This is a genomic window from Peribacillus sp. FSL K6-1552 (assembly GCF_038005205.1).
Classification (GTDB): Bacteria; Bacillota; Bacilli; order Bacillales; family DSM-1321; genus Peribacillus; species Peribacillus butanolivorans.
The window spans coordinates 3102161-3126413 of the sequence record NZ_JBBOST010000001.1 but is presented as its reverse complement, the minus strand read 5'-3'; the positions used below and the strand labels follow the sequence as shown (position 1 = coordinate 3126413).

At 37.1% G+C, this 24253-nt stretch carries 20 protein-coding genes and 2 pseudogenes; 20 read left to right on the top strand and 2 right to left on the bottom strand.

Going from position 1 to position 24253, the window contains the following annotated elements:
* Positions 1-6: 6 nt before the first annotated feature.
* The 14 genes and pseudogenes from lipA to NST21_RS14975 all read left to right on the top strand — a co-directional run bounded on the left by lipA (position 7) and on the right by NST21_RS14975 (position 14413).
* Complete coding sequence (gene lipA / locus NST21_RS15035; protein ID WP_340889909.1) at positions 7-885, top strand: lipoyl synthase; 879 nt, start codon at positions 7-9, stop codon at positions 883-885.
* A 38-nt stretch (positions 886-923) separates the two neighbouring features.
* Positions 924-1229 carry an iron-sulfur cluster biosynthesis family protein gene (locus tag NST21_RS15030; RefSeq protein ID WP_056523945.1) on the top strand — a complete coding sequence of 102 codons (306 nt, stop codon included), beginning with the start codon at positions 924-926 and terminating at the stop codon, positions 1227-1229.
* Positions 1230-1337: 108 nt separating this feature from the next.
* Entirely contained in the window at positions 1338-2735 is a 1398-nt protein-coding gene (gene lpdA / locus NST21_RS15025; protein WP_340889907.1) for a dihydrolipoyl dehydrogenase, read from the top strand.
* Between the two features lie 206 nt (positions 2736-2941).
* Positions 2942-3811: a formyltetrahydrofolate deformylase gene (gene purU / locus NST21_RS15020; protein ID WP_340889904.1), complete on the top strand. Its 870-nt coding sequence runs from the start codon at positions 2942-2944 to the stop codon at positions 3809-3811.
* Positions 3812-4266: 455 nt separating this feature from the next.
* Positions 4267-4484: pseudogene (locus NST21_RS28885) on the top strand (IS110 family transposase); the annotation flags it as partial.
* Positions 4485-5369: 885 nt separating this feature from the next.
* Entirely contained in the window at positions 5370-5555 is a 186-nt protein-coding gene (locus NST21_RS15015; protein ID WP_056523936.1) for a hypothetical protein, read from the top strand.
* Between the two features lie 355 nt (positions 5556-5910).
* Entirely contained in the window at positions 5911-7707 is a 1797-nt protein-coding gene (locus NST21_RS15010; RefSeq protein ID WP_340889902.1) for a M3 family oligoendopeptidase, read from the top strand.
* Between the two features lie 150 nt (positions 7708-7857).
* Complete coding sequence (locus NST21_RS15005; RefSeq protein ID WP_340889901.1) at positions 7858-8622, top strand: hypothetical protein; 765 nt, start codon at positions 7858-7860, stop codon at positions 8620-8622.
* Positions 8623-8837: 215 nt separating this feature from the next.
* The gene (locus tag NST21_RS15000) at positions 8838-9365 is read left to right on the top strand and encodes a nucleotidyltransferase family protein (protein WP_340892568.1); all 528 of its coding nucleotides are present in this window, start codon (positions 8838-8840) and stop codon (positions 9363-9365) included.
* Between the two features lie 181 nt (positions 9366-9546).
* Positions 9547-10032, top strand: a complete 486-nt coding sequence (locus tag NST21_RS14995; protein WP_340889899.1) for a GNAT family N-acetyltransferase — start codon at positions 9547-9549, stop codon at positions 10030-10032.
* Between the two features lie 186 nt (positions 10033-10218).
* A complete protein-coding gene (locus tag NST21_RS14990; protein ID WP_340889897.1) occupies positions 10219-10644 on the top strand; it encodes an HIT family protein in 426 nt (141 codons plus the stop codon).
* Between the two features lie 220 nt (positions 10645-10864).
* Entirely contained in the window at positions 10865-12337 is a 1473-nt protein-coding gene (locus tag NST21_RS14985) for an amidase family protein (protein ID WP_340889896.1), read from the top strand.
* Between the two features lie 113 nt (positions 12338-12450).
* A complete protein-coding gene (locus NST21_RS14980) occupies positions 12451-12909 on the top strand; it encodes a VOC family protein (protein ID WP_340889895.1) in 459 nt (152 codons plus the stop codon).
* A 337-nt stretch (positions 12910-13246) separates the two neighbouring features.
* Positions 13247-14413, top strand: a complete 1167-nt coding sequence (locus NST21_RS14975) for an MFS transporter (protein WP_340889894.1) — start codon at positions 13247-13249, stop codon at positions 14411-14413.
* Positions 14414-14898: 485 nt separating this feature from the next.
* Here NST21_RS14975 and NST21_RS14965 read toward each other — a convergent pair.
* Positions 14899-15003, bottom strand: a pseudogene (locus NST21_RS14965) (IS6 family transposase); the annotation flags it as partial.
* Positions 15004-15165: 162 nt separating this feature from the next.
* Positions 15166-16395, bottom strand: a complete 1230-nt coding sequence (locus tag NST21_RS14960; protein ID WP_340889893.1) for a MerR family transcriptional regulator — start codon at positions 16393-16395, stop codon at positions 15166-15168.
* A gap of 186 nt (positions 16396-16581) precedes the next feature.
* On the opposite strand from NST21_RS14960, the gene NST21_RS14955 reads away from it, so the two are divergent.
* The 6 genes from NST21_RS14955 (at position 16582) to NST21_RS14930 (ending at position 24175) form a co-directional block, all read left to right on the top strand.
* The gene (locus NST21_RS14955) at positions 16582-17868 is read left to right on the top strand and encodes an NAD(P)/FAD-dependent oxidoreductase (RefSeq protein WP_340889892.1); all 1287 of its coding nucleotides are present in this window, start codon (positions 16582-16584) and stop codon (positions 17866-17868) included.
* Between the two features lie 13 nt (positions 17869-17881).
* Positions 17882-19354 carry an aldehyde dehydrogenase family protein gene (locus tag NST21_RS14950; protein WP_340889891.1) on the top strand — a complete coding sequence of 491 codons (1473 nt, stop codon included), beginning with the start codon at positions 17882-17884 and terminating at the stop codon, positions 19352-19354.
* Positions 19355-19399: 45 nt separating this feature from the next.
* Positions 19400-20818: an MATE family efflux transporter gene (locus NST21_RS14945; protein WP_340889888.1), complete on the top strand. Its 1419-nt coding sequence runs from the start codon at positions 19400-19402 to the stop codon at positions 20816-20818.
* 45 nt (positions 20819-20863) lie between these two features.
* Positions 20864-21145: a cupin domain-containing protein gene (locus tag NST21_RS14940; protein WP_340889886.1), complete on the top strand. Its 282-nt coding sequence runs from the start codon at positions 20864-20866 to the stop codon at positions 21143-21145.
* A 183-nt stretch (positions 21146-21328) separates the two neighbouring features.
* The gene (locus NST21_RS14935; protein WP_098177619.1) at positions 21329-22789 is read left to right on the top strand and encodes a CoA-acylating methylmalonate-semialdehyde dehydrogenase; all 1461 of its coding nucleotides are present in this window, start codon (positions 21329-21331) and stop codon (positions 22787-22789) included.
* Between the two features lie 45 nt (positions 22790-22834).
* On the top strand, positions 22835-24175 hold the full coding sequence (locus NST21_RS14930; protein ID WP_340889883.1) for an aspartate aminotransferase family protein: 1341 nt from the start codon (positions 22835-22837) through the stop codon (positions 24173-24175).
* Positions 24176-24253: the final 78 nt, after the last annotated feature.

The window sequence follows — 24253 nt, the reverse complement described above, 5'->3', positions numbered from 1 at the left end:
TAAAAAATGTCCATCAGTGATCTTCGTAAACCAGAATGGCTAAAAATTAAATTAAATACCAATGAACAGTATACGGGCTTAAAGAAAATGATGCGTGAAAAAAAGCTGCATACTGTTTGTGAAGAAGCAAGATGTCCTAACATTCATGAATGCTGGGCGGTCAGAAAAACGGCAACTTTCATGATTTTAGGAAGTGTATGTACGCGTGCTTGCAGGTTCTGTGCAGTTCAAACTGGGCTACCTTCAGAGCTTGATTGGGAAGAGCCTGAACGTGTCGCAGAATCAGTAGAGCAAATGGGCTTAAAGCATGTCGTTATTACCGCTGTTGCTCGTGATGATTTAAAAGACGGCGGAGCAGAGGTATTTGCGGAAACTGTAAAGGCAGTGAGGCGGCAAAATCCATTTTGCAGCATTGAAGTTCTCCCCTCTGATCTGAATGGGGAATATGACAACTTAAAAACATTGATGGATACAAGGCCAGACATTTTGAATCACAACATTGAAACAGTAAAACGCTTATCTCCAAAAGTTCGTGCACGTGCAACATACGAACGTTCACTAGAGTTTTTAAGCCGGGCAAAGCAAATGAATTCCACTATCCCGACGAAATCAAGCATTATGATTGGTCTAGGAGAAACAAAAGAAGAAATTATGGAAACGATGGATGATCTTCGTGCTAATGAAGTGGACATTATGACTATTGGTCAATATTTACAGCCTACTAAACGACATTTGAAGGTCCAAAAATATTGGAGTCCAGAAGAGTTTGAAGAACTGAAAAACATTGCCATGTCAAAAGGATTTAGTCATTGCGAAGCCGGTCCGCTTGTTCGCTCCTCCTATCATGCAGATGAACAAGTCCGTGCAACTAAGGCTAATGCGTAATCATTTTTCAATAATCCATTAAGAAAGGGGAGAATCAGATGATAGTCAAAATAACAGTGGCAGCCATAATTAAGCTGAAGGAAATGGCTCGTAAGGATGCACAAATTCCTCGCATTGATGCCGATATTGCCGGCGGCTGCGGGGTGTCGGTGAAGTTCTCCCTCGTATTGGACGAGCCCCGCAGAAACGATACAATTATTGAATATGAGGGAGTTCAGCTTAGATTAGATCATTTTACAAAACGCTATTTAGATGAGGAGACACAAATTGATTATTTAGAAGATCGTGGCTTTATTGTCGGAGATAGCTTTGCATCCAGTGCATGTGCCATTGAAATAGATTAATAGAATCGTTACAGCTTACCAATTATATAGAAGATCGTGTTTAGAAAGGTTTTTTTCTTACAATATTCAAATATCCAAGTTTATTAAAACAAAAGGGGGAAGTATTAGATGAATCAAGAATATGACATTGTTATCATCGGAGGCGGCACCGGTGGATATGTTGCGGCCATTCGTGCGTCTCAATTAGGATTAAAAACAGCGGTAGTTGAACGAGGTAAACTTGGTGGAACATGCCTTCATGCAGGTTGTATTCCAAGTAAAGCCTTATTAAGAAGTGCAGAAGTATATTCAAATGCAAAGAATGCAGATAAATTCGGTGTTATTGCCCCGGAAGTAGGACTGGATTTCTCAAAAGTACAGGCCAGGAAAGAAGAAATTACAGAACGCTTATATAAAGGTGTACAACATTTAATGAAAAAAGGAAAAATAGATGTGTACGAGGGTAAAGGAAGTATTTTACAGTCAAAAGATGTTTTGGTGAAATTGAATAATGAAGAACGGGAAATGATATTAGTCCCCAGAAATATTTTAATAGCAACAGGATCTCGTCCGAGAACACTTCCCGGTTTAGAAGCGGATAGCGAATATGTGATGACATCGGATGAAGCACTGCAAATGAAAGAGCTCCCAAATTCCATCATTATTGTCGGCGGCGGTGTTATTGGAATGGAATGGGCATCGATGCTTATTGACTTTGGATTAGAAGTGACTGTGATAGAGTATGCCGAGCGCATTTTACCGACGGAAGATAAAGATATTTCAAAGGAAGTACAGCGACTAATGAAGAAAAAAGGTGTGAAAATTGTAACAGGGGCAAAGGTTCTTCCAGAATCGTTAGAAAAAGGGGATGGTGTCTCTATTAAGGCGGAATATAAGGGGAAAGAAACGACATTTACAGCAGAAAAATTATTAGTATCCGTCGGAAGATTACCTAACATAGAAGGCATTCATCTTGAAAATACGAAAGTTGAAGTCGAACGTTTTATTCAAACAAATGAGTATTATCAAACGAATGAGCCAAACATTTATGCAATTGGAGATGTGATTGGCGGATTGCAGCTTGCTCATGTTGCTTCACATGAAGGAATTATCGCAATCGAACATATGGCAGGAGAAAAACCTGTGCCGCTTGATCCAACACTTGTTTCAAAATGCGTATATAGCAGTCCTGAGGTAGCGAGTGTCGGTCTAACAGAAGAAGAAGCAATGCAGAAAGGATATCAAGTAAAAACAGGCAAATTCTCATTCCGTGCGATTGGAAAGGCTCTTGTTTTTGGTGAATCAGATGGTTTTGTCAAACTTGTTGTTGAAGAAGAATCTAATAAGTTATTAGGAGCGCATATGGTTGGGCCACATGTAACCGATATGATCACAGAGGTTGGTCTTGCACAGGTATTAAATGCAACTGCCATGGATATCGCTCATACAATACACCCGCACCCTACATTAGCGGAAGCTATTGGGGAAGCAGCCCTGGCTGTGTATGGTAAAGAAATACATGCCTAGATAAAAATCCTAGTAAAAACTGAAAATATGTGTTGTGATTGCAAAATTCTTTGTAATTCTTTCGCCCATCCTCACAGTATTTCAAGATTGATAGGATTCGTTATTGCAGGTACAGGGATTGTTCAATCATCGATAGTAGTATATTCAGTTTAGATCCGCAGCTTTTTAGTGCTTTAATTACAATTCAATAGGATGGTGAAAAAACCTTGATTAAAGAAGTGAATGTTAACCGGGCTAAATTATTAATATCTTGCCCAGAGAAGCCAGGTATTATCTCGGTTGTATCTAATCTTTTATTAGAAAACAAAGCAAATGTTGTTCATTTTGATCAACATACGACGGATCCACAAACAGGTATGTTTTTTATGAGGATCGAATTTGATTTAAATGATTTTGATGTTTCCTATGCAAAACTTGAGGAAGACTTACATATGCTGGCTCAGGCTTATTCAATGGATTGGAGCTTAAGCGGTAATAAGAAAAGAAAACGATTGGCCATCTTTGTATCTAAAATGGATCACTGTCTAATGGAGCTTTTATGGCGTTGGAAATCGAATGAACTTCTAGTGGAAATCCCAATGGTAATCAGTAATCATCCTGATTTAAAAGAAGTAGTAGAGAGTTATGGTATCCCTTATTATCATATCCCTATAACTCATGAAACAAAACAACAAGCCGAACAGAAAGCGCTAGAACTACTGAAAGGGAAAGTAGACTCTATTGCCTTGGCCAGATATATGCAAATCCTTTCCCCTAAATTTATTTCCGAGTTTCCCAATCAAATTATTAATATTCATCATTCTTTCTTACCGGCATTTGTCGGAGCAAACCCTTATGCCAGGGCCTATAACCGTGGTGTTAAGTTAATTGGAGCAACTGCCCATTATGTTACGAATGATCTTGATGAAGGACCCATTATTCAGCAAGATGTAAAGCGGGTTAATCATAGACATACAATAGGAGAATTAAAAGTTGCCGGAAGTCATGTTGAAAGACAAGTTTTTGCCGAAGCTGTTTCCTGGCATATTGAAGATAAAGTTATTGTTCATGGTAATAAAACAATCGTGTTTGATTAAGTTCCATATTAACACGTTGCAAAGATAGGAGATAGACAAAAATTTTAAAGATAATTGAGTAACTTATTTAATTTTTCAATATTTCAAAAATAAATTTTTGCTGATACTATTAGAACAGACAGAATACTCGACTTGGAAGGATTTTGTTCTATCACAAATGGGATGCCAGTACTAGTTTGTGCCTCTCATGACTAGCTATTCCCTATATCAATACCAATATGTCCACCTCTTTTAAAGTATTAAAGAATACTATATGTCTGGCATTACTCCCCTAGGAGATACCGGTTTTTCAGTAGTGTCATCTCTTGGCGATGAACCAAGCTTTGGATTACGTGAAAAAACTTATTGGGCAGGGAGCATTCCTGTAGAACGCTAGATTTTACCTTCGAAAAAGAGCCCATCAGTGCGATAAATATACATAATCACAACACTCACCATAAGGTGGAAGCTCTACTATGAAATATAAAATGCAACAAAAATAAAATCAGCTATTGAACGAATTTCGGATCGTCATCTCGTTGTCGGTGTGGATATTTCACAACTATTAAAAGTGGCACGAGCTGTAAATTTTCGTGGAATTGTCGTTGGTGATTCTCTTACTTTTGAAAATAGCCAAAGGGTATTCACTAGATTACTAGAATGGATTAAAAAACTACAAGATTCAAACAACTTATAATTAATTTCAGGGGTTATGAAATCCTGCGAGTAAGTGAGCATTCGAGAGATATAGCTATCATACTGAGGGAGCTTGGAAAAGTATGTTGAAGGATTTTTTTGAAGACTTGGGAATAGAAATAGAAAGTCTATTTGATATATGCATAATCACATTGATTGTTTTTGTTTTTTTAAAAAGAAAAGGATGGATTAATTAAAGGGGGTTTGAATAGGTAATGTAGTTAAAGAAGACATATATAGTGGACTTACCCCGTCAAGTAGACAGCATCTAAAAAAGTTTAGGAAGCCATCGAGTTTCGATATTCAATCGGAGCTCGATTGTTGAGCCTAATTTCATGGGAATTTTCAAATTTGATCTACTTTATTCTCACAGTGGACTAGAGGGAAGACATGTTACGCTTATGTCTTTAGGACCAAGAGAACATAAAGGCTTTATAAAAGGGTTCGAGATTCATTGAGCATTTAAGCTAATTTGCTCTTTACCAAAGGTTGGTTTTTTTATAACATTGGAAAAATATAAAGATGGAGATATGCAGCAAATTCATGCTGTCTTTGGAATATAATAAGTGCTTATTCTAAAAAAGTGGGTACAAGTCATCTAGATGACTCTTGTCTCAGAATTTACCAGGTCAACTGTCGTCCTTGAATATGCCTCATCGATACAGGCAACCATTTTCTGTTTGAAAAAATGGAAAAATAACATTATTAAAGAAATGAAAAAAAGGTGTCTATAATAAATGAATTTCCAAATAGTAGAAATGTTAAGGAACTTTAAAGAAATTGCGAATTTTTGTTAAAAAATGGTAAATAAGATTCTGATTTTCTGAAATGCCTGTATGATAGTCTTGTAACTAAATTTGAACAATCATGGAGGCAGAAAAGGATGAAGAACCTTAAAAAATGGCTTATGGTATTGATGGCGTCTTTCATGTTGGTTGGTGTTGTCGAAGGTTGCAGTAGTGCGGGTACAGAGACAGAAGATACAGAAACGGAAGATAATCAAACTGATGATGGAACTGAAACAGAAGGTACTGAAGACGATTCACAAACAGATGAAAACGGACAATAAGAAAAATAAAACAGTGGCTGAATCATTTATGGTTCAGCCTTGATTAATAATCAGAACAAAAATACCGACAAAGTTAAACGGTCCTAGATAGCCTAATTAACGGTTTTGTGAAATAGAGAAAAGTCCTTCCAAATTTGAATAAGCATGTTAAAGGTAAACTAGCTTTCTATATTTTTCTTTTTGTAGAAATAACGGGTGCGTTAGCTGAAGATTGGGGCTGTCTTAAGGCAGCTTTTTCTTTATGCAACTATCGCGGATTAGTTAAAGAACCCCCATAATATTCCTTAGTTTGATAAACTGAGAATGTACGTTTTATTAAGGAACCGTAGTATTAAAATTTTTAGGGGGCAAACAAATGAAAGAAACAGAGTATCTGCAAGTATGGAACTTGGATAAATTGTTTCCAGATGGGAGCCAATCATCTCAATTTCGTGAACATTTAAAACAATTGGAAATCAAAGTTTCTAAATTTGAAGAAAAATTGAAATTTTTTCATACTCCAAAAGAATTAAATGAATCATTAAAAGTTGTAGATATTATTGAATACATAATAGACATTCGAATGAACCTATCACAAGCCAACTCTTTTATTACCTGTCTTCTTGCACAAAACCCAAAGGATCAATCTGCTACAACACTACGAGGAAAAACATCTTCTATAAATGCTCGTTTTGAGTCTGCTTTTAAAAAAGTACAAAAAGTACTTGTAAACACAAATCAACATTTGTGGGAAGGTATACTAGATACTGAGGTTTTAAATAACTATAAGTTCATACTTAATGAATGGCGTAAAAAAGCCGAGATGCATCTTTCAGATGAAGAAGAAAGCTTAGTTTCAGATCTGATGGTAGATGGTTATCATGCTTGGGGGCAGTTTTATAATTCACTTGTTAATAGTATTAGAGTTAATGTTCAAATCGACGGAGAAAAAAGTGAATTATCTGTTGGTCAAGCGATAAATTTACGTTCACACCCTGATGAAGAGGTTCGCAAAGAGTCTCATAGGGCTTTGGAAGATAAATGGAACGAGCAAGAAGAACTATTTGCCAAAATACTGAATCATATCGCAGGTTTCCGATTACAAGTGTACAAAAAACGAGGATTAGAAAATATACTAAAAGTTCCTTTGATTGAAAATCGCATCAAAGAGGAAACACTGAATGCAATGTGGAAAGCCGTTAGTAAATACAAAAAACCTTTTACTAATTACCTAAATCAAAAAGCAAAAATGAATGGTGATGAAAAAATGCATTCGTATAACTTTTGGGCTCCTGTTACAAAAGGTAATCAAAAGATAAAATATGAAGATGCTGTGGATTTTATTTTGGAGCATTTTAGTCAATTTGGAACGGAATTAGAAAGTTTTTCTCGGCAGGCATTTGATAAAGGTTGGATAGAGGCTGAAGATCGTCCAAATAAATCAACTGTTGCGTTTTGTGCGGGGTTCCCACTTTCAGGAGAATCAAGAGTTTTTATGACATATGGTGGTAGAATTACCAATGTTTTAACCTTGGCACATGAATTAGGTCATGCATTTCATAACCATGCGATGAAACCGGTTAATGGAATGAATAAACAATATCCAATGAGTATTGCTGAAACTGCTTCAACATTTTCCGAAATGATCATCTTAGATGCTGCAATGGAAACAGCTGAATCCACTAAAGAAAAATTGTTTTTACTTGATGAAAAATTAAAACGTAGTGTGATGAACTTCATGAATATTCATTCTAGGTTCTTGTTTGAAAAGAAATTTTACGAGGAACGTAAAGAGGGGATTGTTTCATCATCACGTTTAAATGAACTAATGCAAGAAGCAATAGATGAAGGGTATGAAGGTTCTCTTGATAATGCTTCTATCCATTCGTGGGTTTGGACACCACATTATTATATGACCAAATCTCCATTTTACAACTTCCCATATACATTCGGATACTTATTTTCTCTAAGTATTTATGCAAAGGCAAAGGAAAAAGGAAAAGAATTTGAAAAAGATTATTTAAACTTGCTTCGTGATTCAGGAAGTATGTCCACAGAAGATTTAGTAATGAAGCATTTAGGGGAAGATATTACATCAGAAGCCTTTTGGGAAAAAGGAATTGAATTATGCGTTAAAGATGTCGAAGAATTTATTACCTTAACATCTTCTTAAGTTTACGGGTACTTTACTTCAAAAAAGGCAGGTTGCTGAGGCAGCCTTTTTCTTATGGCACTAACGGGGCAGGATAGTTTAATAAGCAACAAAACAAACAAAAGTAAATAAATAATAATAAAGGCAATTAATGAACTGTAGGGTGATAAAATGGATAACTTTGAACGTATGCTGAATGAATTGCAACAATCAGCGATGGAACAAATGAAAATTTCAAATATTCAAATCGACAAAAATAAATTAAACTCGTTCAAAGATATTATCTCAGAGTTAGTAAGCATTAGAAATGAGTTTGCGAGTAAACTTTTCCGATTACAGAATTCAAAAGAAATGGAAATTGTCACTTTTGAGTATTCAAAAGGTGGAGAAACACTTCACAGAGGATATTATTGTCCAGGTCTGGTACTTGATTTGATCGTAGGAAATATTAAAAGAGGTAAACTACTTAAAAGAAAACCCGAATTTGGGAAATATTCTTATGAATACGGCTTCGATGCAGACAATAGATTGATAAGGGTAAAAGGTGTAAATGAGTTTACCACTCCAGTTAGCCGTTTTGATGAAGAATACTTGATTTACTCCGAAGATATTGTTCTTGGAGTAGTGTTTAATAATATGGGTCACATTGATGTGGTGTCCAAATTTACATATGATAATGGGAAAATTGTTAAGTATGAACGTAGCGTATGTGGCACACAGGATTACGCAGACCTTTACTACGAGGAATACTACTATGAAAACAATATGCTTTCAGAGGTTAGCATATTTGATGTAACTCCACGTATTGAAATATACGAAGAGCAAAAATATAAGGTTGAAATTGATGAAGACAGTAAAATAGTTAAATTAATAGGTGGGTTTATGACAAATGGAGTCGCGGAAAAAGATGTTTTGGATTTAAGAAGTAATTTATAAATAGGCCTTTTTCTTATAAAACTACAGGAGCGTTAGCTGAAGATCAAAGCTGTCTTTAAAGCAGCTTTTTCTTTATGGAACTATCGGGGCAGTTTAGTTGAAGAAGGATTTGAATCCGAAGTTAAAGAATAACTAATGAAATACATTTTACAAGGAGTAATTTTAAAGTGATTAATGAGGAAGAAATCGTTTCGCTTATTAGAGAAGATAAATGGATGATGGAAATATTAGAATCTGCCAAATCATTGAATTTGCCTGATTGGTGGATATGTGCTGGATTTATCCGATCAAAGGTCTGGGATGTGTTACACGATTTTAGCGTAAGAACAACTATTCCAGATATTGATGTGATCTATTTTGATCCAACAAATATTGATAAATTAGAAGTAAAGAAAATCGAAAAAAAACTAATATCCCTTATACCCAATATCCCTTGGTCGGTAAAGAATGAAGCGAGAATGCATGTTAAAAGTAATATGCCTCCTTATTCTTCGTCTGTTGATGCTATATCGAAGTTTCCAGAAACAGCAATAGCTTTAGGAGTAAAGTTAGATGAAAATGACAATGTAATATTAGCAGCCCCTTGTGGAATTAGTGATGTTATTAATATAGAGGTAAAACCAACACCTTATTTTAAAGAGACTAAAGAGCGAGTGGAAATTTATGAAGGTCGCATAACAAAAAAGAATTGGAAATCAACTTGGTATAAGATAAAAGTTAACCACATCAAAATCCCTTATTAAGCTAAAGGGTGCTTTACTTCATTTAGGAAGGGTTGCCGCGGCAGCCTTTTTCTTATGACACTAACGGGGCAGTTTAGTTTATTAAGAATAAAAGGAATTTCTTACTAATTAATGGAATTTATATTAAAATGATTAAATCCAAATAACAAGAATTATAATTACATATGAAAGAGTGATGAAAATGGATTTTACTATCCGTAAAATGCAAATGGAGGACATACATCAAGTTCAACAAGTTGCAAAAAAAAGTTGGAACTCTGCCTATGAAGGCATTATCCCTCTTAAAATTCAGGAAAATTTCTTAAAGTATGCTTATAATGATGCGATGATGCAAAAACGTGTAGAGGGTTCTTTTATATTCGTTTCAGAGGTTGATAAGAAAATTGTGGGCTTCGCTAACTTCTCTCCTGTAAAAGAAGGCGGGGAGGCGGAACTTGGAGCGATTTATATAAACCCAGAATACCAAGGAAAAGGAATAGGAACTGCTTTACTAAAAGAGGGCATTAAGAACTTAGAAGGTGCAAAAGAAATTTTTATCAATGTAGAAAAAGATAATCAAATAGGAACAACGTTTTACAAGGCAAAAGGATTAGAAGTTGTATCTGAATTTGATGATAACTTTGATGGACATACCCTTAAAACAGTAAGAATGGTCCTAAAACTATAATTCTGATTTGTTAAAAGAAGAATGATTTGAGAAGTTAAACCTTATGGTAACTATTTAAATCGTGTTAACCTAAATGGAGCGAAAGTTTAACAAAGGGTTGCTGCGGCAACCTTTTTCTTATTCAACAAATGGGGCAGGTAAATAAATTAAGAAAATAGAAATGATTCTTATTACGGAAAAAGGAGTGTGAAAATGGAGACTTGCATCTTTTGTGAGATTATCCATAAAAAAGCTGAAGCCTACATAATATATGAAAACGAGTTGGTGTGTTGCTTTTTAGATAAATTCCCAATAAATAAAGGGCACGTTTTAGTTGTTCCCAAAACACATTACCAAGAATTCAGAGAAGTTGATGGAAAGAGTTTGAATGAAGTAATTCTTATATCTCAAAAAGTAGCTATTTCACTTGAAAATTTACTCAATACAGATGGAATAACCATTATGCAAGAAAATGGAATCTACAAAGATGTTGAACACTATCATATGCATATAATACCGAGGTTTAAAGGTGATGGTTTTTCTTGGATCGAACCTGAAATTACCGTGAATCAAGTTGATTTTATGGATTTAAAAACAAGTTTGCAGGGCTATCTTAGTAAAAATTTCATTTAAAGCCTATAGAACTAAGGGTGCTTTACTTCATTACTAGGAGCTGATTAGCAGCTCCTTTTCTTATAGAGCTAAAGGGGTAGGATAGTTCAAGAATGCTGTTTGACTTTTGTTCAACAAATGGGGCCAGATAGTTGAAGAAGGATTACTGAATTTATATATAGAATAGAATTATAGATCTAAATATTAATCAATTTAAATTTGATAGTACAAGGAGAGTTTAATGGGAATTAATTTTAATAAATTTTTCAGAGAAGAGTTAACGATTAATGACATACAAAAAGCTATGGAAAATGGAGAAGTATCTTCAAAAGAGTTGGTAATGTATTACCTGTCTAGAATAGCAAAGTACGACCAAGACGGCCCGAAAATAAATTCTATTCTTGAAATAAACCCTGACGCAATATTCATTGCTGAAGCATTAGATTATGAAAGTGTAGCAAAAGGTGTTAGAGGACCCTTACATGGTATTCCTGTCTTTATTAAAGACAATATTGAAACTAATGATTCAATGCATACAAGTGCAGGAACAATTGCACTTGAGAATAATATTAGTGGTAAAGATGCATTTCTTGTTAAAAAACTCCGTAAAGCGGGCGCGGTTATCTTAGGTAAGACGAATATGACAGAATTAGCTAATGGGATGTCATTTGAAATGTGGGCTGGCTACAGTTCAAGGGGCGGACAAGTATTAAATCCATATGGGGATGCTGATCTTTATGTTGGTGGTTCAAGTTCAGGATCAGCAGTGGCGGTAGCAACAAATTTTACCTTATTATCAGTAGGTACTGAGACAGATGCTTCTATTCTTAGTCCAGCTGTTACAAACTCTGTGGTCGGTATTAAACCTACTGTGGGTTTAGTTAGTCGCAGTGGGATTATTCCCTTTACATATTCTCAAGATACAGCAGGACCATTCGCAAGAACTGTTACGGACGCAGCAATTTTATTAGGAACCTTAGCTGGAGTTGATAAGCTTGATCCTGCTACACATAAAAATGAAGGAAGGTTACAACAGGATTATACAGTTTATTTAGATTCTATGGGTCTTAAAGATGCTAAAATTGGAGTATTCAACAAAGCTTCTAATGATTATTATGACTCTGAAGAGTACGATGAGGAATTGTTTAATAATGTCATTCAAACACTAGGAAATGAAGGCGCACAGGTCTTTGAAAATATAGAGATCCCCTCTTTTCATAGAGAATGGAGCTGGGGAGTGTCATTATATGAATTGAAACATAGCTTAGATAATTATCTTTCAAAATTACCATCGAATACACCTGTACATTCTATTGCTGAATTAATTCAGTTTAACAAGAATATTGAAGAAAAAGCATTAAAGTACGGTCAAAATAAGTTGGAGCTAAGAGAAAGTTTCCCTAACACATTAAGAAATCCTGAATATTTGAATGCAAAATTAGAAGATTTGTATTTTTCCCAGGAACAGGGTATTGATTTTGCCTTAAAAAAGTATAATCTTGATGCGATACTTTTCCCTTCGTATATAGGTTCAACAATATGTGCTAAAGCTGGTTATCCTTCCATAGCTATACCTGCTGGATATATGAAAAGTGGAAGACCTTTTGGTGTCACTTTGGCAAGTACTGCTTTTAGCGAAGGGGTTTTAATAAAACTCGCTTATGCCTTTGAGCAGGCTACAAAGCATCGTAGAAGCCCAAAAATAAGATGTTGATATATACTATATTCTCTTTTTTAAAATCATTTTTAATCAAAACTAAAGGGACAGATTAGTTGTTTAAGAAAAAAAAAGAATAGAAGAGAATTATAATAAAAGGAGCTATATCAGTGATAAAAGGTTTATATGAAGCACATTTACCAGTAAGTAATTTAAATCGTTCAATTGAATTTTATGAAGGACTTGGTTTGCAATTTGATCACAAGGTTGAAGACAGATTGGCTTTTCTATGGATTGAAAAAGATAAAAGTTGGTTGGGACTATGGGAAACAGATAAAGTAGAAGTTGAGTATCATCCATCAATAAGACATATTGCATTTCAAGTAGAATTAGAAGATTTAAAAAACTCAGTTGTTTGGCTTGAAAATAAAGGTTATAAGCCAAGAGAGGCTTTTGGGTTTGAACCTATTGAGCCTTTTGTAATGCCTCACGAAGAATATGCACACGCTAAAATTCATTTTAATGACCTAGACGGAAACAGTTTAGAATTAATTTGTAAACTAGAAAACCCGAAAAAAATTAAGCAATGTATGTATTTAAGTGAATGGGAACAAATAAATGAAATGTAATTTGCATCTGAAATCATATTCGCAAAATACTTCAACTAACAGGTGCGTTAGCTGAAGATCGAAGCTGTCTTTAAGGCAGATGTTCTTTATTCAACTATCGTGTAGAGTGACAATAAAGTTGTTACATTTAAAATAAATTCATTTGAGTAATATTATAGTTGTTTAAAAAAGTCGTTTGTTTATAATGGGGAAGTCTGATATAATGATTTGATAAATTTTTAAGGAGTTTTAGAGAGGGTGAGTCAATTGACTAAAAAACTTAGGCAATTGAAAAACGTTTCAGTGTTCCAAACGCTTCTAACTTAGAAAAAATAATTTAGAAGCGAGGAATAATTCTATGAAAAATCAAAGAATCTTTAATAAATCATTTCTTTTTTTATTTATAAGCAACTTTTTAGTTTTTATAGGGTTTGAAATGTTGCTCCCTATTTTGCCAGCCTATTTGTTAAGCATGAATGCATCTTCCATTCAAGTAGGTTTAGTGACATCATTATTTACGATAGGCGCTGTTCTAATCAGACCTTTTGTAGGGTACTATTTAATTGATAACCAACGGAAAAGTCTAGCTATTAGTGCAAGTGCAGCTTTAATGATTATTACAATACTGTATCCTTTTCTTAATATTATATGGCTTTTTCTATTGTTACGACTTTTCCATGGCGCAGCGTGGGGGGTATCAACCACAGCGAATAGTACAATAGTAGTCGATTTAATTCCTAAGACACGGTTAGGAGAAGGAATGGGGTATTTTTCTATTTCAACAACGGTCGGGGCTATCATTGCACCGAGTATAGGTATCCTTATCTATGACTCTTTTTCCTTCGATATTTTAATTTGGTCATCAGTAGTACTCAGCCTATTGGCAGTAATTGCGCTTCAATTTGTATATTCACCTACTACTGTAAAGCGTGAGAAGCAACCATTTCGATTTTTAGATATGATTTTTGAAAAAGACGTATGGTTCCCAGCTTTACTGACGGTTATTACAACACTTGGTTTTGGAGCGATTATTACATTTTTAGTTCTTTTTGGGAAACAAAAGGGATTAGATCATATTTTTCTATTCTTCCTTATCAATGCAACAGTAGCAACTTTACTACGTCCGTTTACCGGAAAATGGTATGACAAAAAAGGGCCTTGGTCTATCATCATTATGTCAGCTGTGTTAGGATTTTTGTCACTTGTTATGCTGTCATATGCGACAAATGATCTTCATCTTATTATTGCTGCGATTTTATTTGGGGCAGGTTATGGAACTGTTATGCCATGTTTACAAACATGGACGGTTCAAAAGGTAAGTGAAGAAAAAAGTGGCGCAGCCAATGCAACCTTCTTTTCCAGTTTTGACGTTGGTGTTGGAGTTAGCGCCTTTGTATTAGGTATTTTAGCTGAATGGATTAGTTTAGAGATGATCTTCCGGGTTGTTAGTCTAAGTTTTATTGTTGTTGCTGTTTTAGTCTATAAAGATTTTTTAAATGTTAAGAAAAGGTATAAAAATATATAAATCGATCTAAAACAAATCCACCTCTATGTTAATAGAGGTGGATTTGTTTGCAAAAAAAGTCGATTATAAACTACAGGTGATTGTACTAATGGGTGGCGACACAAGTATAACTAACGGAGTTTGATAGTTGAGTAATGGGGTGGGATTTATCTGAATCGTGCCGTTGATTCGGAAGAAAATAGCATACACTTTAAGTAAAACAAGAGATCTCAATACTACAAAGCGTTTCTTCAAGAAAGCTTTACTGTGTATTATGTTTCAACGCCTCGTGTCATAACCGTCTATAAAAAAATCAACTTCCCCTATAACCATTGAAGGATCAAAAAAAGAAAAAAAGATGCCTATAGGCATCTGAATTAGACAGGTAAAATATCTTAATTATATCGTGGAAAAAGATCACCGTTTCATTAAGAACCGAGCTCGTTCTATGTTAGGATTTCAACTGGAAACCATGGTATGGCTGGAGCACCCGGTCACTCTCCCTTATATGTTTCATCGACTCTCCAATAGTCATTGGTTTGCTTGAGATGACGACGGATTCGTTTGTCATGATGATCATGTTTCCATTTGAATAAATTTCGCTTTTCCATACTGATCACGCACCTTTTTTAGAGTAATAGTATCAGTATGTCCAAGATTTAGAGATTACTTGCAATGATCTTGAAGTTTTCGCACCAGAACCATTTTAGCTACAAGGGGCTGTCTCATCCGTGAACTAGCCTACTTTTCGGACAGCCTCTTTTTGTATGCTATTATTTCGTACTAGCCAAATACATTAGCATGTGGAATTTTTCGTCTATTACATGATAATCAAAAAAAGGTCCTGGATCTGTACAGTAACCGATATTTTCACTTTGCGTAATTTGAAATCCGTTGACTGATATATTTTCTTCTATGTATTTTGGATATAAAATATGCTCGTGGGAATTTGGATATAAGGCTGAAATATTTTTCAAGGATTTGGCCGAGCTATCATAATAGGAGTACCCGCCGACAATTGTTGAACTGTTATGGAAATAGTTTTTTAGAACATGAATTGGGAACTGCGGATTGAGCAGTGAAAAATCATTTGCTGTAAAACTATCCACAAAAACATCGATGCTAAGCGGTTTCAATGGCAGATTTAAATCAGAATTCAAAATATAAAGGACATTTGGCTTCGGATTCATACTCTCAATTCTTTTTCTAACCTTCTTGAGCATCGCAAGCGAAAAGCCACTGAATACATAGGATGCGCTCGTTTCAAGAACATCGATATATTTGGGTAGTGACACAACAGCGTCAACGTTTGTTTCCACGATTAACTTGTTTTTCAAATCTATATTTTGTAGAACTTTTTGAAACCAAAAATTACTTTTTTCAAATAAGTTAATCATTTTGGGATTGATCTCTTTAATCGTTTCTTTATCGTAAAAATAAGATGGATAAGGAGACGTCTCGTACAAGTTCGCGGTAATGATAATACCTTCCTCGATAGCTGCCTCGTATCCACAGGTACAAGTTAAGCTCCCCGTTTGAATGTAGACTTTTTTAATCGTTATATCTTTCATTTCAAGTGGAATGTGGCACTTCGGACAATAGAGCATATTTACAAAGGAAAGTGGGATCCCTGTAAAATTCTCTTCTTTGGATGAAGGCGAGTTGGTTTGAACCGCTTTTTCAATCAAATGGATAGCTTTAGATATGTCTTCTATTTTCTTGGTCAGCTGGTTCTTTTTATCAATGAGCAAGTTGTTGTAGTAGTCGATATCCTCATGGTCCGAGAAGTTTGTGACACGCTGATACGATAAAATTTGTTGAATTTCTAGCAGTGTAAAATGAAATTTTTTCAGCTCAGTAATAAAAGCCATGTCGTCTAGACACAATTGGTTCATTTGATACTGGGTGTTTTTTTTGTCTGGTATTAATAATCCCTGTTCAATGTAATAACGAACGGTATCGGTCGTAACATGAAAAAGCTTTGCAAATGTACCAATTTTCATAGATGCCCCCCAATGAAGAAAGTGGAGTTACTCCACTTTTTTACGAAAATGAATCTAAAAAACTCTCAAATGGCTATTGACATGGAGGAAACTCCAAGTCATATGATGGACTCGAGAAGTGTGAATATTGCGAATAAAATTTGACTGTATTATAGCATACATGTCATAAAAGGAGAAGAACTAGCTATGGATAAGATGGATCGAATGGATGCTCTCTCACTGTGGGCAGCGACTGCAAACAGCTATGAAAAAGAAAAGCTTCTTGAAGGAAATGAAGAGGCGGATGTTGTCATTATTGGCGCAGGTTTCACAGGTCTTTCTTCTGCTTATCATTTGCAAAAATTAGGGAAGAGTGTCATTGTCCTTGAGCAAGAAACGATCGGATATGGCGCCAGCGGTCGTAACGGCGGGATGGTATTGCCAGGCTATAAGCCAACGGTGCAGGAGCTTGCCAAAAAGTATGGTGTCGACGAGGCGAGACAGCTTAACGATCTCTCCCTGTTTAGTGTTGAACTGGTTAAAAAAATCATTGACGAGCATCAAATCAACTGTGACTTTAGAAAGACAGGTCACATTGTGGCGGCTTACAAAGCCAAGCATTTTGAAGGATTGAAACATGAAAGCGAATACTTAAACAAAAATTTCGGGTACGAATCAAGCGTGCTTGATCGAAGTCAGTTGCATCAAGAGATCGATTCCCCACTTTATTATGGCTGCTTAGTCGACAACTCGAGTTACTCGTTCCAGCCACTGAACTATGCAATTGGTTTGGGAGAAGCAGCTAAATCGATTGGTGCAAAAATCTTTGAGCATTCGAAAGCACTATCTATTGAGTACGGTCAAAACAGTGTAAAAGTTGTAACAGAAAAAGGTGCTGTTACTGCGAAAGACATTATTGTCGCTACAGATGGTTACTCCGGAAAAATCATGAATGAACTGAACAAAGGCGTACTGCCAATTTCGGCACGTATTATTGCTACTGAACAGCTTCCAGAATCAATGGTGAGTACCGTCATTCCTAAAGATCGCATGGTTTTTGATACAAGCAATTTCCTTTACTATTTCCGACGTACACCAGATAATCGGATCGTATTTGGCGGTGGCGATATTCGTCCAAACTTAGGCGATACCGTTTATCAAAGTGTTTACGATGCCATGGTTAAAATAATGCCAAAACTAGCAGGAAGCAAGATTGATTTCCGTTGGGGTGGTTTTATCGGGGTTACAATTGATACGTTCCCGGTTATCGGAAGATCCAAAGAAGGCGCATATTTCGCAACGGGTTATACGGGCCACGGCGCTTCCCTCTCGACATTGTTTGGTAAGTTATTGGCACAATGGATCGTTACGGGGAGTGCAGGTGGATATCGATTTGAAAAGGAACGTCTCAAATCATTCCCGTTCTATAATCAGAAAACGATGCTGGTAAATCTAGCACATATTGGTTTCAAACTGAAAGATATTATTGCGTAAAGGAGAGTTGTTTATGAAAATTAACATGTTCATTGACGGGAAATGGGTAGAAGCGTTATCCGGTGCTAGACGAAACATTATCAATCCTGCAACCGGAGAGGTGATCGCAACGTCTGCTGATGGATCAGCAGACGATGCGAAGATAGCAATCAAGGCGGCTCGTAAAGCGTTTGACAGCGGGATCTGGTCGAATTTATCAGCTGATGAAAGAGCTGACTATCTCTATAAGATTGCAGACCGTCTTGAAGAGAAGGCAGTTGAAATTGCAAGTTTGGAAACTGCAAATAACGGTAAGGTTATTCGCGCAACCACTTATGCGGATATTCCGGTATCGATTCAATGCTTCCGATATTATGCTGACTTGATCAAAGGCATGAAAAAGGAATCTTACACTCGTGCTGATTCTTCGGAAACAATTATTATTCATGAACCGATTGGTGTTTGTGGACTTATTGTACCTTGGAATTTCCCGCTTATGTTAGCTGTTTGGCAAATTGCTCCTGCACTCGCCGCAGGGAATACAATTGTACTTAAGCCTGCTGAGGTCACTCCTGTAAGCGTATTCAAATTATTTGAAATTATCGAAGAGATCGGACTTCCGGCCGGAGTGGCAAACTTGGTATTGGGACCTGGATCAAAAGTTGGGAATGAGCTTGCCGAGAGCCATGATGTTGACAAGATTGCCTTTACCGGCGGAACAAAAACAGGCCAAAGCATTATGCGCGCAGCTGCAGGCAATATGAAAAAAATCACACTTGAACTGGGTGGTAAATCTCCACTTATTGTGTTCGACGATGTGGATTTTGAAACTGCAGTCGAGAATGCGATGTTTGGTATTTTCCACAATGCTGGGCAAGTTTGTTCAGCTGCATCTCGTTTGCTTGTACAAGAGACCATTTATGATAAGTTTGTTGAAAGATTGGCCGAGCGTGCAAGCAAAATTGTAGTTGGCAACGGGGAAAGCGAAAACATTGAAATGGGAGCCCTCACAAACGAGCCTCATATGAATGAAGTTTTACATTACATCAAGAGCGGAATCGAAGGGGGTGCAAAATTAGTTTGTGGTGGTAAGCGCTTAACAGAAAATGGGCTTGATCGAGGATTTTTTATTGCGCCAACGATCTTTGCTGATGTAAATGCGAATATGCGTATTGTTAAGGAAGAGATTTTTGGTCCAGTCCTTGTTGTACAGAAATTTAAAGATGAGGAAGATGCCATCCAAAAAGCGAATGATTCCATTTATGGATTAGCTGGTGCTGTATTTACTGAAGATATGGATCGAGCAAAACGTGTCATTAGTAAATTGCGTACGGGAATTACTTGGATTAATAGTTATCATCTCGCTTATGTTGAAGGTCCTTGGGGAGGATATAAGCAAAGTGGAATCGGCAGAGCGTTAGGTGCTGTTGGGCTGGAGCACTTTATGGAAACGAAGCAAATCAATATCCACCAGCATGCCAAGCCTGTAGGTTGGTATGCGAATTAATTGAGCTTAACTTACTACATCAATTATTTATAGGGGGACATGCTCATGGAAATAGCAGACAACCGTCCGTCATCGAAGATAGAGCAAGTAGAAGTAATGAATAAGCCAGCGTATGATTCAGTGCTGGGAACCAAAAGTATTCCGTTACTATATTTACGATTTGCTTTGGCAGGAATTATGGCTAACGCGATTCTAGGAGTTGCAGCGGTTGTCGATGGCTATTTCGTCAGTGGCTTTCAGGAGCTGGAAGTCGAAGGGATTGGAATTGGATTTACGGTAATGGTTATTACCCGTATGCTTGGCGTTCTTTTGGGGGTGGGAGCCGGAGCGGTCATTTCACTTCGACTTGGAAAAGGAAAAATCGAAGAAGCTAGAGGTATTATGGGACAAACCTTATGGTTTACTCTTTTCTTCTCCATTTTGCTAGCTGTACTTGGAGTGGTCTTTGAAAATCAAATTATGACCTTATTCGGAGCAAGTGATGAAGCGCTTCCATATGCAGTGCAATATAGCCGACTGCTCTGGATTTCATTGCCATTAACGATATTGGCCGTTGTATTAAGTGTTTTAACCAATATCGATGAAAAACCTGTATTATCAATGAACAGTTGGTTAGTCGCAGCAGTTGTTGCTGGGATTACTGAATGGATTATGGTAACGAAGTATGACATGGGGATGATGGGTTCCTCATGGGCCAATACGATTTCGCAATCGATCCCTGTTTTCCTGATCTTTTATTTCTGGTTTGGTAAAACAAAACTTAAGCCAAAAATGAAAGACATGATGATTAATCTCAAGACGATTGGTGAAGTGGCTTGGACGGGCTTTGCATCTTTCTCGAGTCTGTTCATGATGTTTTTTGCCATTATTTTCTTCAACAACATGCTGCAAAGCTATGGTGGTGGGCTGCACGTTGCCGCTTTCACGATTCAAAACGGTTACATTACAAATATGCTCGCCTTAGCAGCGCTGGGTGGGATGACAGGACTTCAACCGATCATTAGTTATAATTACGGTGCAGGCAACCTTGATCGTGTTAAACAAGCAATTAAGATGGGACTCATTTTTACAGTTGCCTTCTTTGTGATTGTGACAGCCATACTAATCATTTTTGCAGATCCAATTGTGTCATTTTTTTCCGTTGGAAATCCTGAATTGCAGAAACTGGGCATTTGGACGACAGTTGTATTCAATTCTTTGTTTACGCTTAATGCAGTCAGCTTGCTTATCTCCGGTTATTTCGAAGCACAAGAGAGAAACTGGTCCGCAACGTTTATTAGTGTTAGCAAAATGCTGTTGTTCATGTTCCCGTTTCTATTTATTTTCCCGAAATTCTGGGGTGTAGAAGGTATATGGTACGCAGGTCCTGCTGCAGAAATTCCAGGCGTTCTCATTGCCATATACTTTATGAAAAAAGAGTTCAAACGTTTAAAAGATACAAATGTTAAGACAGTACGTTTATAGAACCTATTCCTTCAAAATTATCTATATGAAAGAGAGAGGATCATCATGTTTTTTGCGAAAAAACTTATAGCAGAAGAAGCACAACAACTAGGTGTTGACACGTGGGAACCATGGGTAGGCGAAACGGATAAAGGAACGTGGCATCTAGAAGAACAGGAAGTTTTCTATGTGACAGACGGTGAAGTGTTTATTACTGTTAATGGAGAAAAGTATCATATTACAAAGGACTGGGTCGTTTCCTTGGCTAAGGACCTTATATGTGAATGGGATTGTCCAGTATTTTTGAAAAAGAATTATAAAATGAACCATGAGATCAATCTGAAATAATGTGCAATGGGGAGGGGGCAAATGCTAAGCAGGAGACTGCTCCTGTTGTCAATATTTATACTAGATGTTGACGAAATGTAGTGAGATTTAGCAAATAAGTTTACATACCGTCATATGAATGCGCTTTCTTTTGCGGATTCAATTAGTACATAGGACGGTTATCTAAAAATAGGAGGTTTCACCATGGCAGTAACGAAAAATGTACTAACGTTGAAAAATTATATTGGCGGACAATGGATAGAATCCACAAGTAAACAGGTTGAAGAAGTACCAAATCCAGCAACGGGAGAGGTCATTGCTCGTGTACCGCTTTCGACTAGAAAAGATTTAGATAGAGCTGTTACAACTGCAAATGAGGCATTCAAAACATGGAGAAATGTCGCTGTACCTCGACGTGCTCGTATTCTATTTCGCTATCAACAATTATTAGTTGAAAACTGGGATGAGTTAGCTAAAATCGTTACGCTAGAAAACGGAAAAAGTTATGAAGAAGCTTACGGTGAAGTGTTACGCGGGATTGAATGCGTTGAATTTGCCGCAGGTGCACCAACTTTAATGATGGGTCAGCAACTTCCTGATATTGCTACTGGTGTTGAATCGGGGATGTATCGTTACCCGATCGGAGTAATCGGAGGAATAACGCCATTTAACTTTCCGATGATGGTTCCATGCTGGATGTTTCCACTCGCGATTGCATGCGGAAACACGTTTGTATTAAAACCATCTGAAAGAACACCGTTGCTGGTTAATCGCTTAGCTGAACTGTTTAAAGAAGCAGGTCTTCCAGATGGCGTACTAAATGTTGTGCATGGTGCACATGACGTTGTTAATGGCATTCTTGACAATGAGGATGTGAAGGCTATATCTTTCGTTGGTTCTCAACCTGTGGCTGAGTATATATATAAAACAGCAGCAGCTAACGGCAAACGTGTACAAGCTCTTGCAGGTGCAAAAAATCATTCGATCGTATTAAAAGATGCGGACCTTAGTTCTGCAGCGAAAGAAATTACAAATGCTGCCTTCGGTTCAGCCGGTGAACGATGCATGGCGGCGGCTGTTGTTGTTGTGGAAGAAGACGTTGCAGATGAGCTCGTTAATAGACTGCTTCAAGCGGCTAATGTTATTACTATTGGCAATGGCCTGGAAGAAGGTGTTTTCCTTGGTCCCGTTATTCGTGAAGGACATAAAGAGCGGACACTCGGCTACATTCAATCCGGTGTAGAGCAGGGAGCGACACTTATTCGTGACGGACGTGAAGACGATGCAGCAAAAGGCCAAGGTTATTTTGTTGGCCCAACGATTTTTGACAATGTGACACAGGAAATGAAAATCTGGCAGGATGAAATCTTCGCACCGGTTCTTTCTGTTGTACGCGTAAAAGACTTGACGGAAGCGATTAATGTTGCTAATGCATCGCCATTCGCAAATGGTGCATGCCTGTACACCAATAGTGCTAAAGCTATTCGTGAATTCCGTGAAGAAATTGATGCAGGTATGCTTGGGGTCAATCTTGGAGTTCCTGCACCAATGGCATTCTTTCCATTCTCAGGTTATAAGAAATCCTTCTATGGCGATCTCCATGCAAATGGAAAAGATGGCGTAGAATTCTATACTCGCAAGAAAATGCTTACCGCTCGTTATTAAAAGAGTGATGTAAAATCATAAAAGGATAGAATGGAGTTGGTGATTGTGCAAGCGACAGAACAAACACAAAATTTGCAAAAAGCAGATGAAAAGTACCTTTGGCATGCAATGAGAGGAGCAGCTCCTACTCCAACGAATTTAATTATCACAAAAGCAGAAGGGGCATGGGTAACGGATATTGATGGAAATACTTATTTAGACGGTATGTCCGGTCTTTGGTGTGTGAATGTTGGGTATGGCCGCAAAGAGCTTGCGAGAGCGGCTTTTGAACAGCTTGAAGAAATGCCGTACTTTCCTCTGACACAAAGCCATGTTCCTGCTATTAAGTTAGCAGAAAAATTGAATGAATGGCTTGGTGATGATTATGTCATTTTCTTTTCTAACAGCGGGTCGGAAGCGAATGAAACGGCGTTTAAAATTGCTCGTCAATATCATCAGCAAAAAGGGGACCATGGACGCTATAAGTTTATTTCACGCTATCGTGCTTACCATGGTAATTCAATGGGGGCTCTTGCAGCAACAGGTCAAGCACAACGAAAGTACAAATATGAACCATTGGGGCAAGGATTTTTGCATGTAGCACCGCCTGATACGTATCGCAATCCAGATGATGTTCATACACTGGCAAGTGCTGATGAAATCGATCGTGTAATGACTTGGGAGCTAAGCCAAACAGTAGCCGGCGTGATTATGGAGCCGATTATTACTGGTGGAGGAATATTAATGCCTCCTGATGGTTATATGGCAAAGGTTAAAGAGATTTGTGAGAATCATGGTGCGTTGCTCATTTGTGATGAAGTTATATGTGGATTTGGCCGGACAGGGCAGCCGTTTGGATTTATGAACTATGGCGTCAAACCAGATATCATTACAATGGCAAAAGGTATTACAAGTGCGTATCTTCCTTTGTCAGCAACAGCAGTCAGACGAGAGATTTATGAGGCATACATAGGCAGTGAAGATTATGATCGCTTCCGTCATGTGAATACGTTCGGAGGAAATCCTGCTGCTTGCGCCCTAGCTTTGAAGAATTTGGAAATCATGGAGAATGAGAAACTCATTGAACGTTCCAAAGAATTGGGTGAACGACTGTTATATGAACTAGAGGATATAAAAGAGCATCCAAACGTAGGAGATGTTCGTGGAAAAGGCCTTCTTATAGGTATTGAATTAGTGGAAGATAAGCAAACAAAAGAACCGGCTGCCATTGAAAAGGTGAACAAAGTCATCAATGCTTGTAAAGAAAAAGGTTTAATTATTGGTAAAAATGGTGACACTGTTGCAGGTTACAATAATATTTTGCAGCTTGCTCCTCCATTAAGCATCACAGAAGAAGACTTTACTTTTATTGTTAAAACAATAAAAGAATGTTTATCTCAACTTTAACTAATTATTGATAAATCTTGTTAAAAAGCGAAATAGCATGTTGAGAGATATAGCTTTAAATACTGAACTGATCACTCT

What these genes read in the sequence shown, in the direction of transcription:
- NST21_RS14960 (WP_340889893.1), bottom strand. Translation starts at nt 16,395, where the DNA reads ATGAAAATTGGTACATTTGCAAAGCTTTTTCATGTTACGACCGATACC.
- NST21_RS14945 (WP_340889888.1), top strand. Translation starts at nt 19,400, where the DNA reads ATGGAAATAGCAGACAACCGTCCGTCATCGAAGATAGAGCAAGTAGAA.
- lipA (WP_340889909.1), top strand. Translation starts at nt 7, where the DNA reads ATGTCCATCAGTGATCTTCGTAAACCAGAATGGCTAAAAATTAAATTA.
- NST21_RS14985 (WP_340889896.1), top strand. Translation starts at nt 10,865, where the DNA reads ATGGGAATTAATTTTAATAAATTTTTCAGAGAAGAGTTAACGATTAAT.
- NST21_RS15000 (WP_340892568.1), top strand. Translation starts at nt 8,838, where the DNA reads ATGATGGAAATATTAGAATCTGCCAAATCATTGAATTTGCCTGATTGG.
- lpdA (WP_340889907.1), top strand. Translation starts at nt 1,338, where the DNA reads ATGAATCAAGAATATGACATTGTTATCATCGGAGGCGGCACCGGTGGA.
- NST21_RS14955 (WP_340889892.1), top strand. Translation starts at nt 16,582, where the DNA reads ATGGATAAGATGGATCGAATGGATGCTCTCTCACTGTGGGCAGCGACT.
- NST21_RS15015 (WP_056523936.1), top strand. Translation starts at nt 5,370, where the DNA reads ATGAAGAACCTTAAAAAATGGCTTATGGTATTGATGGCGTCTTTCATG.
- NST21_RS14975 (WP_340889894.1), top strand. Translation starts at nt 13,247, where the DNA reads ATGAAAAATCAAAGAATCTTTAATAAATCATTTCTTTTTTTATTTATA.
- NST21_RS15010 (WP_340889902.1), top strand. Translation starts at nt 5,911, where the DNA reads ATGAAAGAAACAGAGTATCTGCAAGTATGGAACTTGGATAAATTGTTT.
- NST21_RS14940 (WP_340889886.1), top strand. Translation starts at nt 20,864, where the DNA reads ATGTTTTTTGCGAAAAAACTTATAGCAGAAGAAGCACAACAACTAGGT.
- NST21_RS15005 (WP_340889901.1), top strand. Translation starts at nt 7,858, where the DNA reads ATGGATAACTTTGAACGTATGCTGAATGAATTGCAACAATCAGCGATG.
- NST21_RS14995 (WP_340889899.1), top strand. Translation starts at nt 9,547, where the DNA reads ATGGATTTTACTATCCGTAAAATGCAAATGGAGGACATACATCAAGTT.
- NST21_RS15030 (WP_056523945.1), top strand. Translation starts at nt 924, where the DNA reads ATGATAGTCAAAATAACAGTGGCAGCCATAATTAAGCTGAAGGAAATG.
- NST21_RS14950 (WP_340889891.1), top strand. Translation starts at nt 17,882, where the DNA reads ATGAAAATTAACATGTTCATTGACGGGAAATGGGTAGAAGCGTTATCC.
- NST21_RS14935 (WP_098177619.1), top strand. Translation starts at nt 21,329, where the DNA reads ATGGCAGTAACGAAAAATGTACTAACGTTGAAAAATTATATTGGCGGA.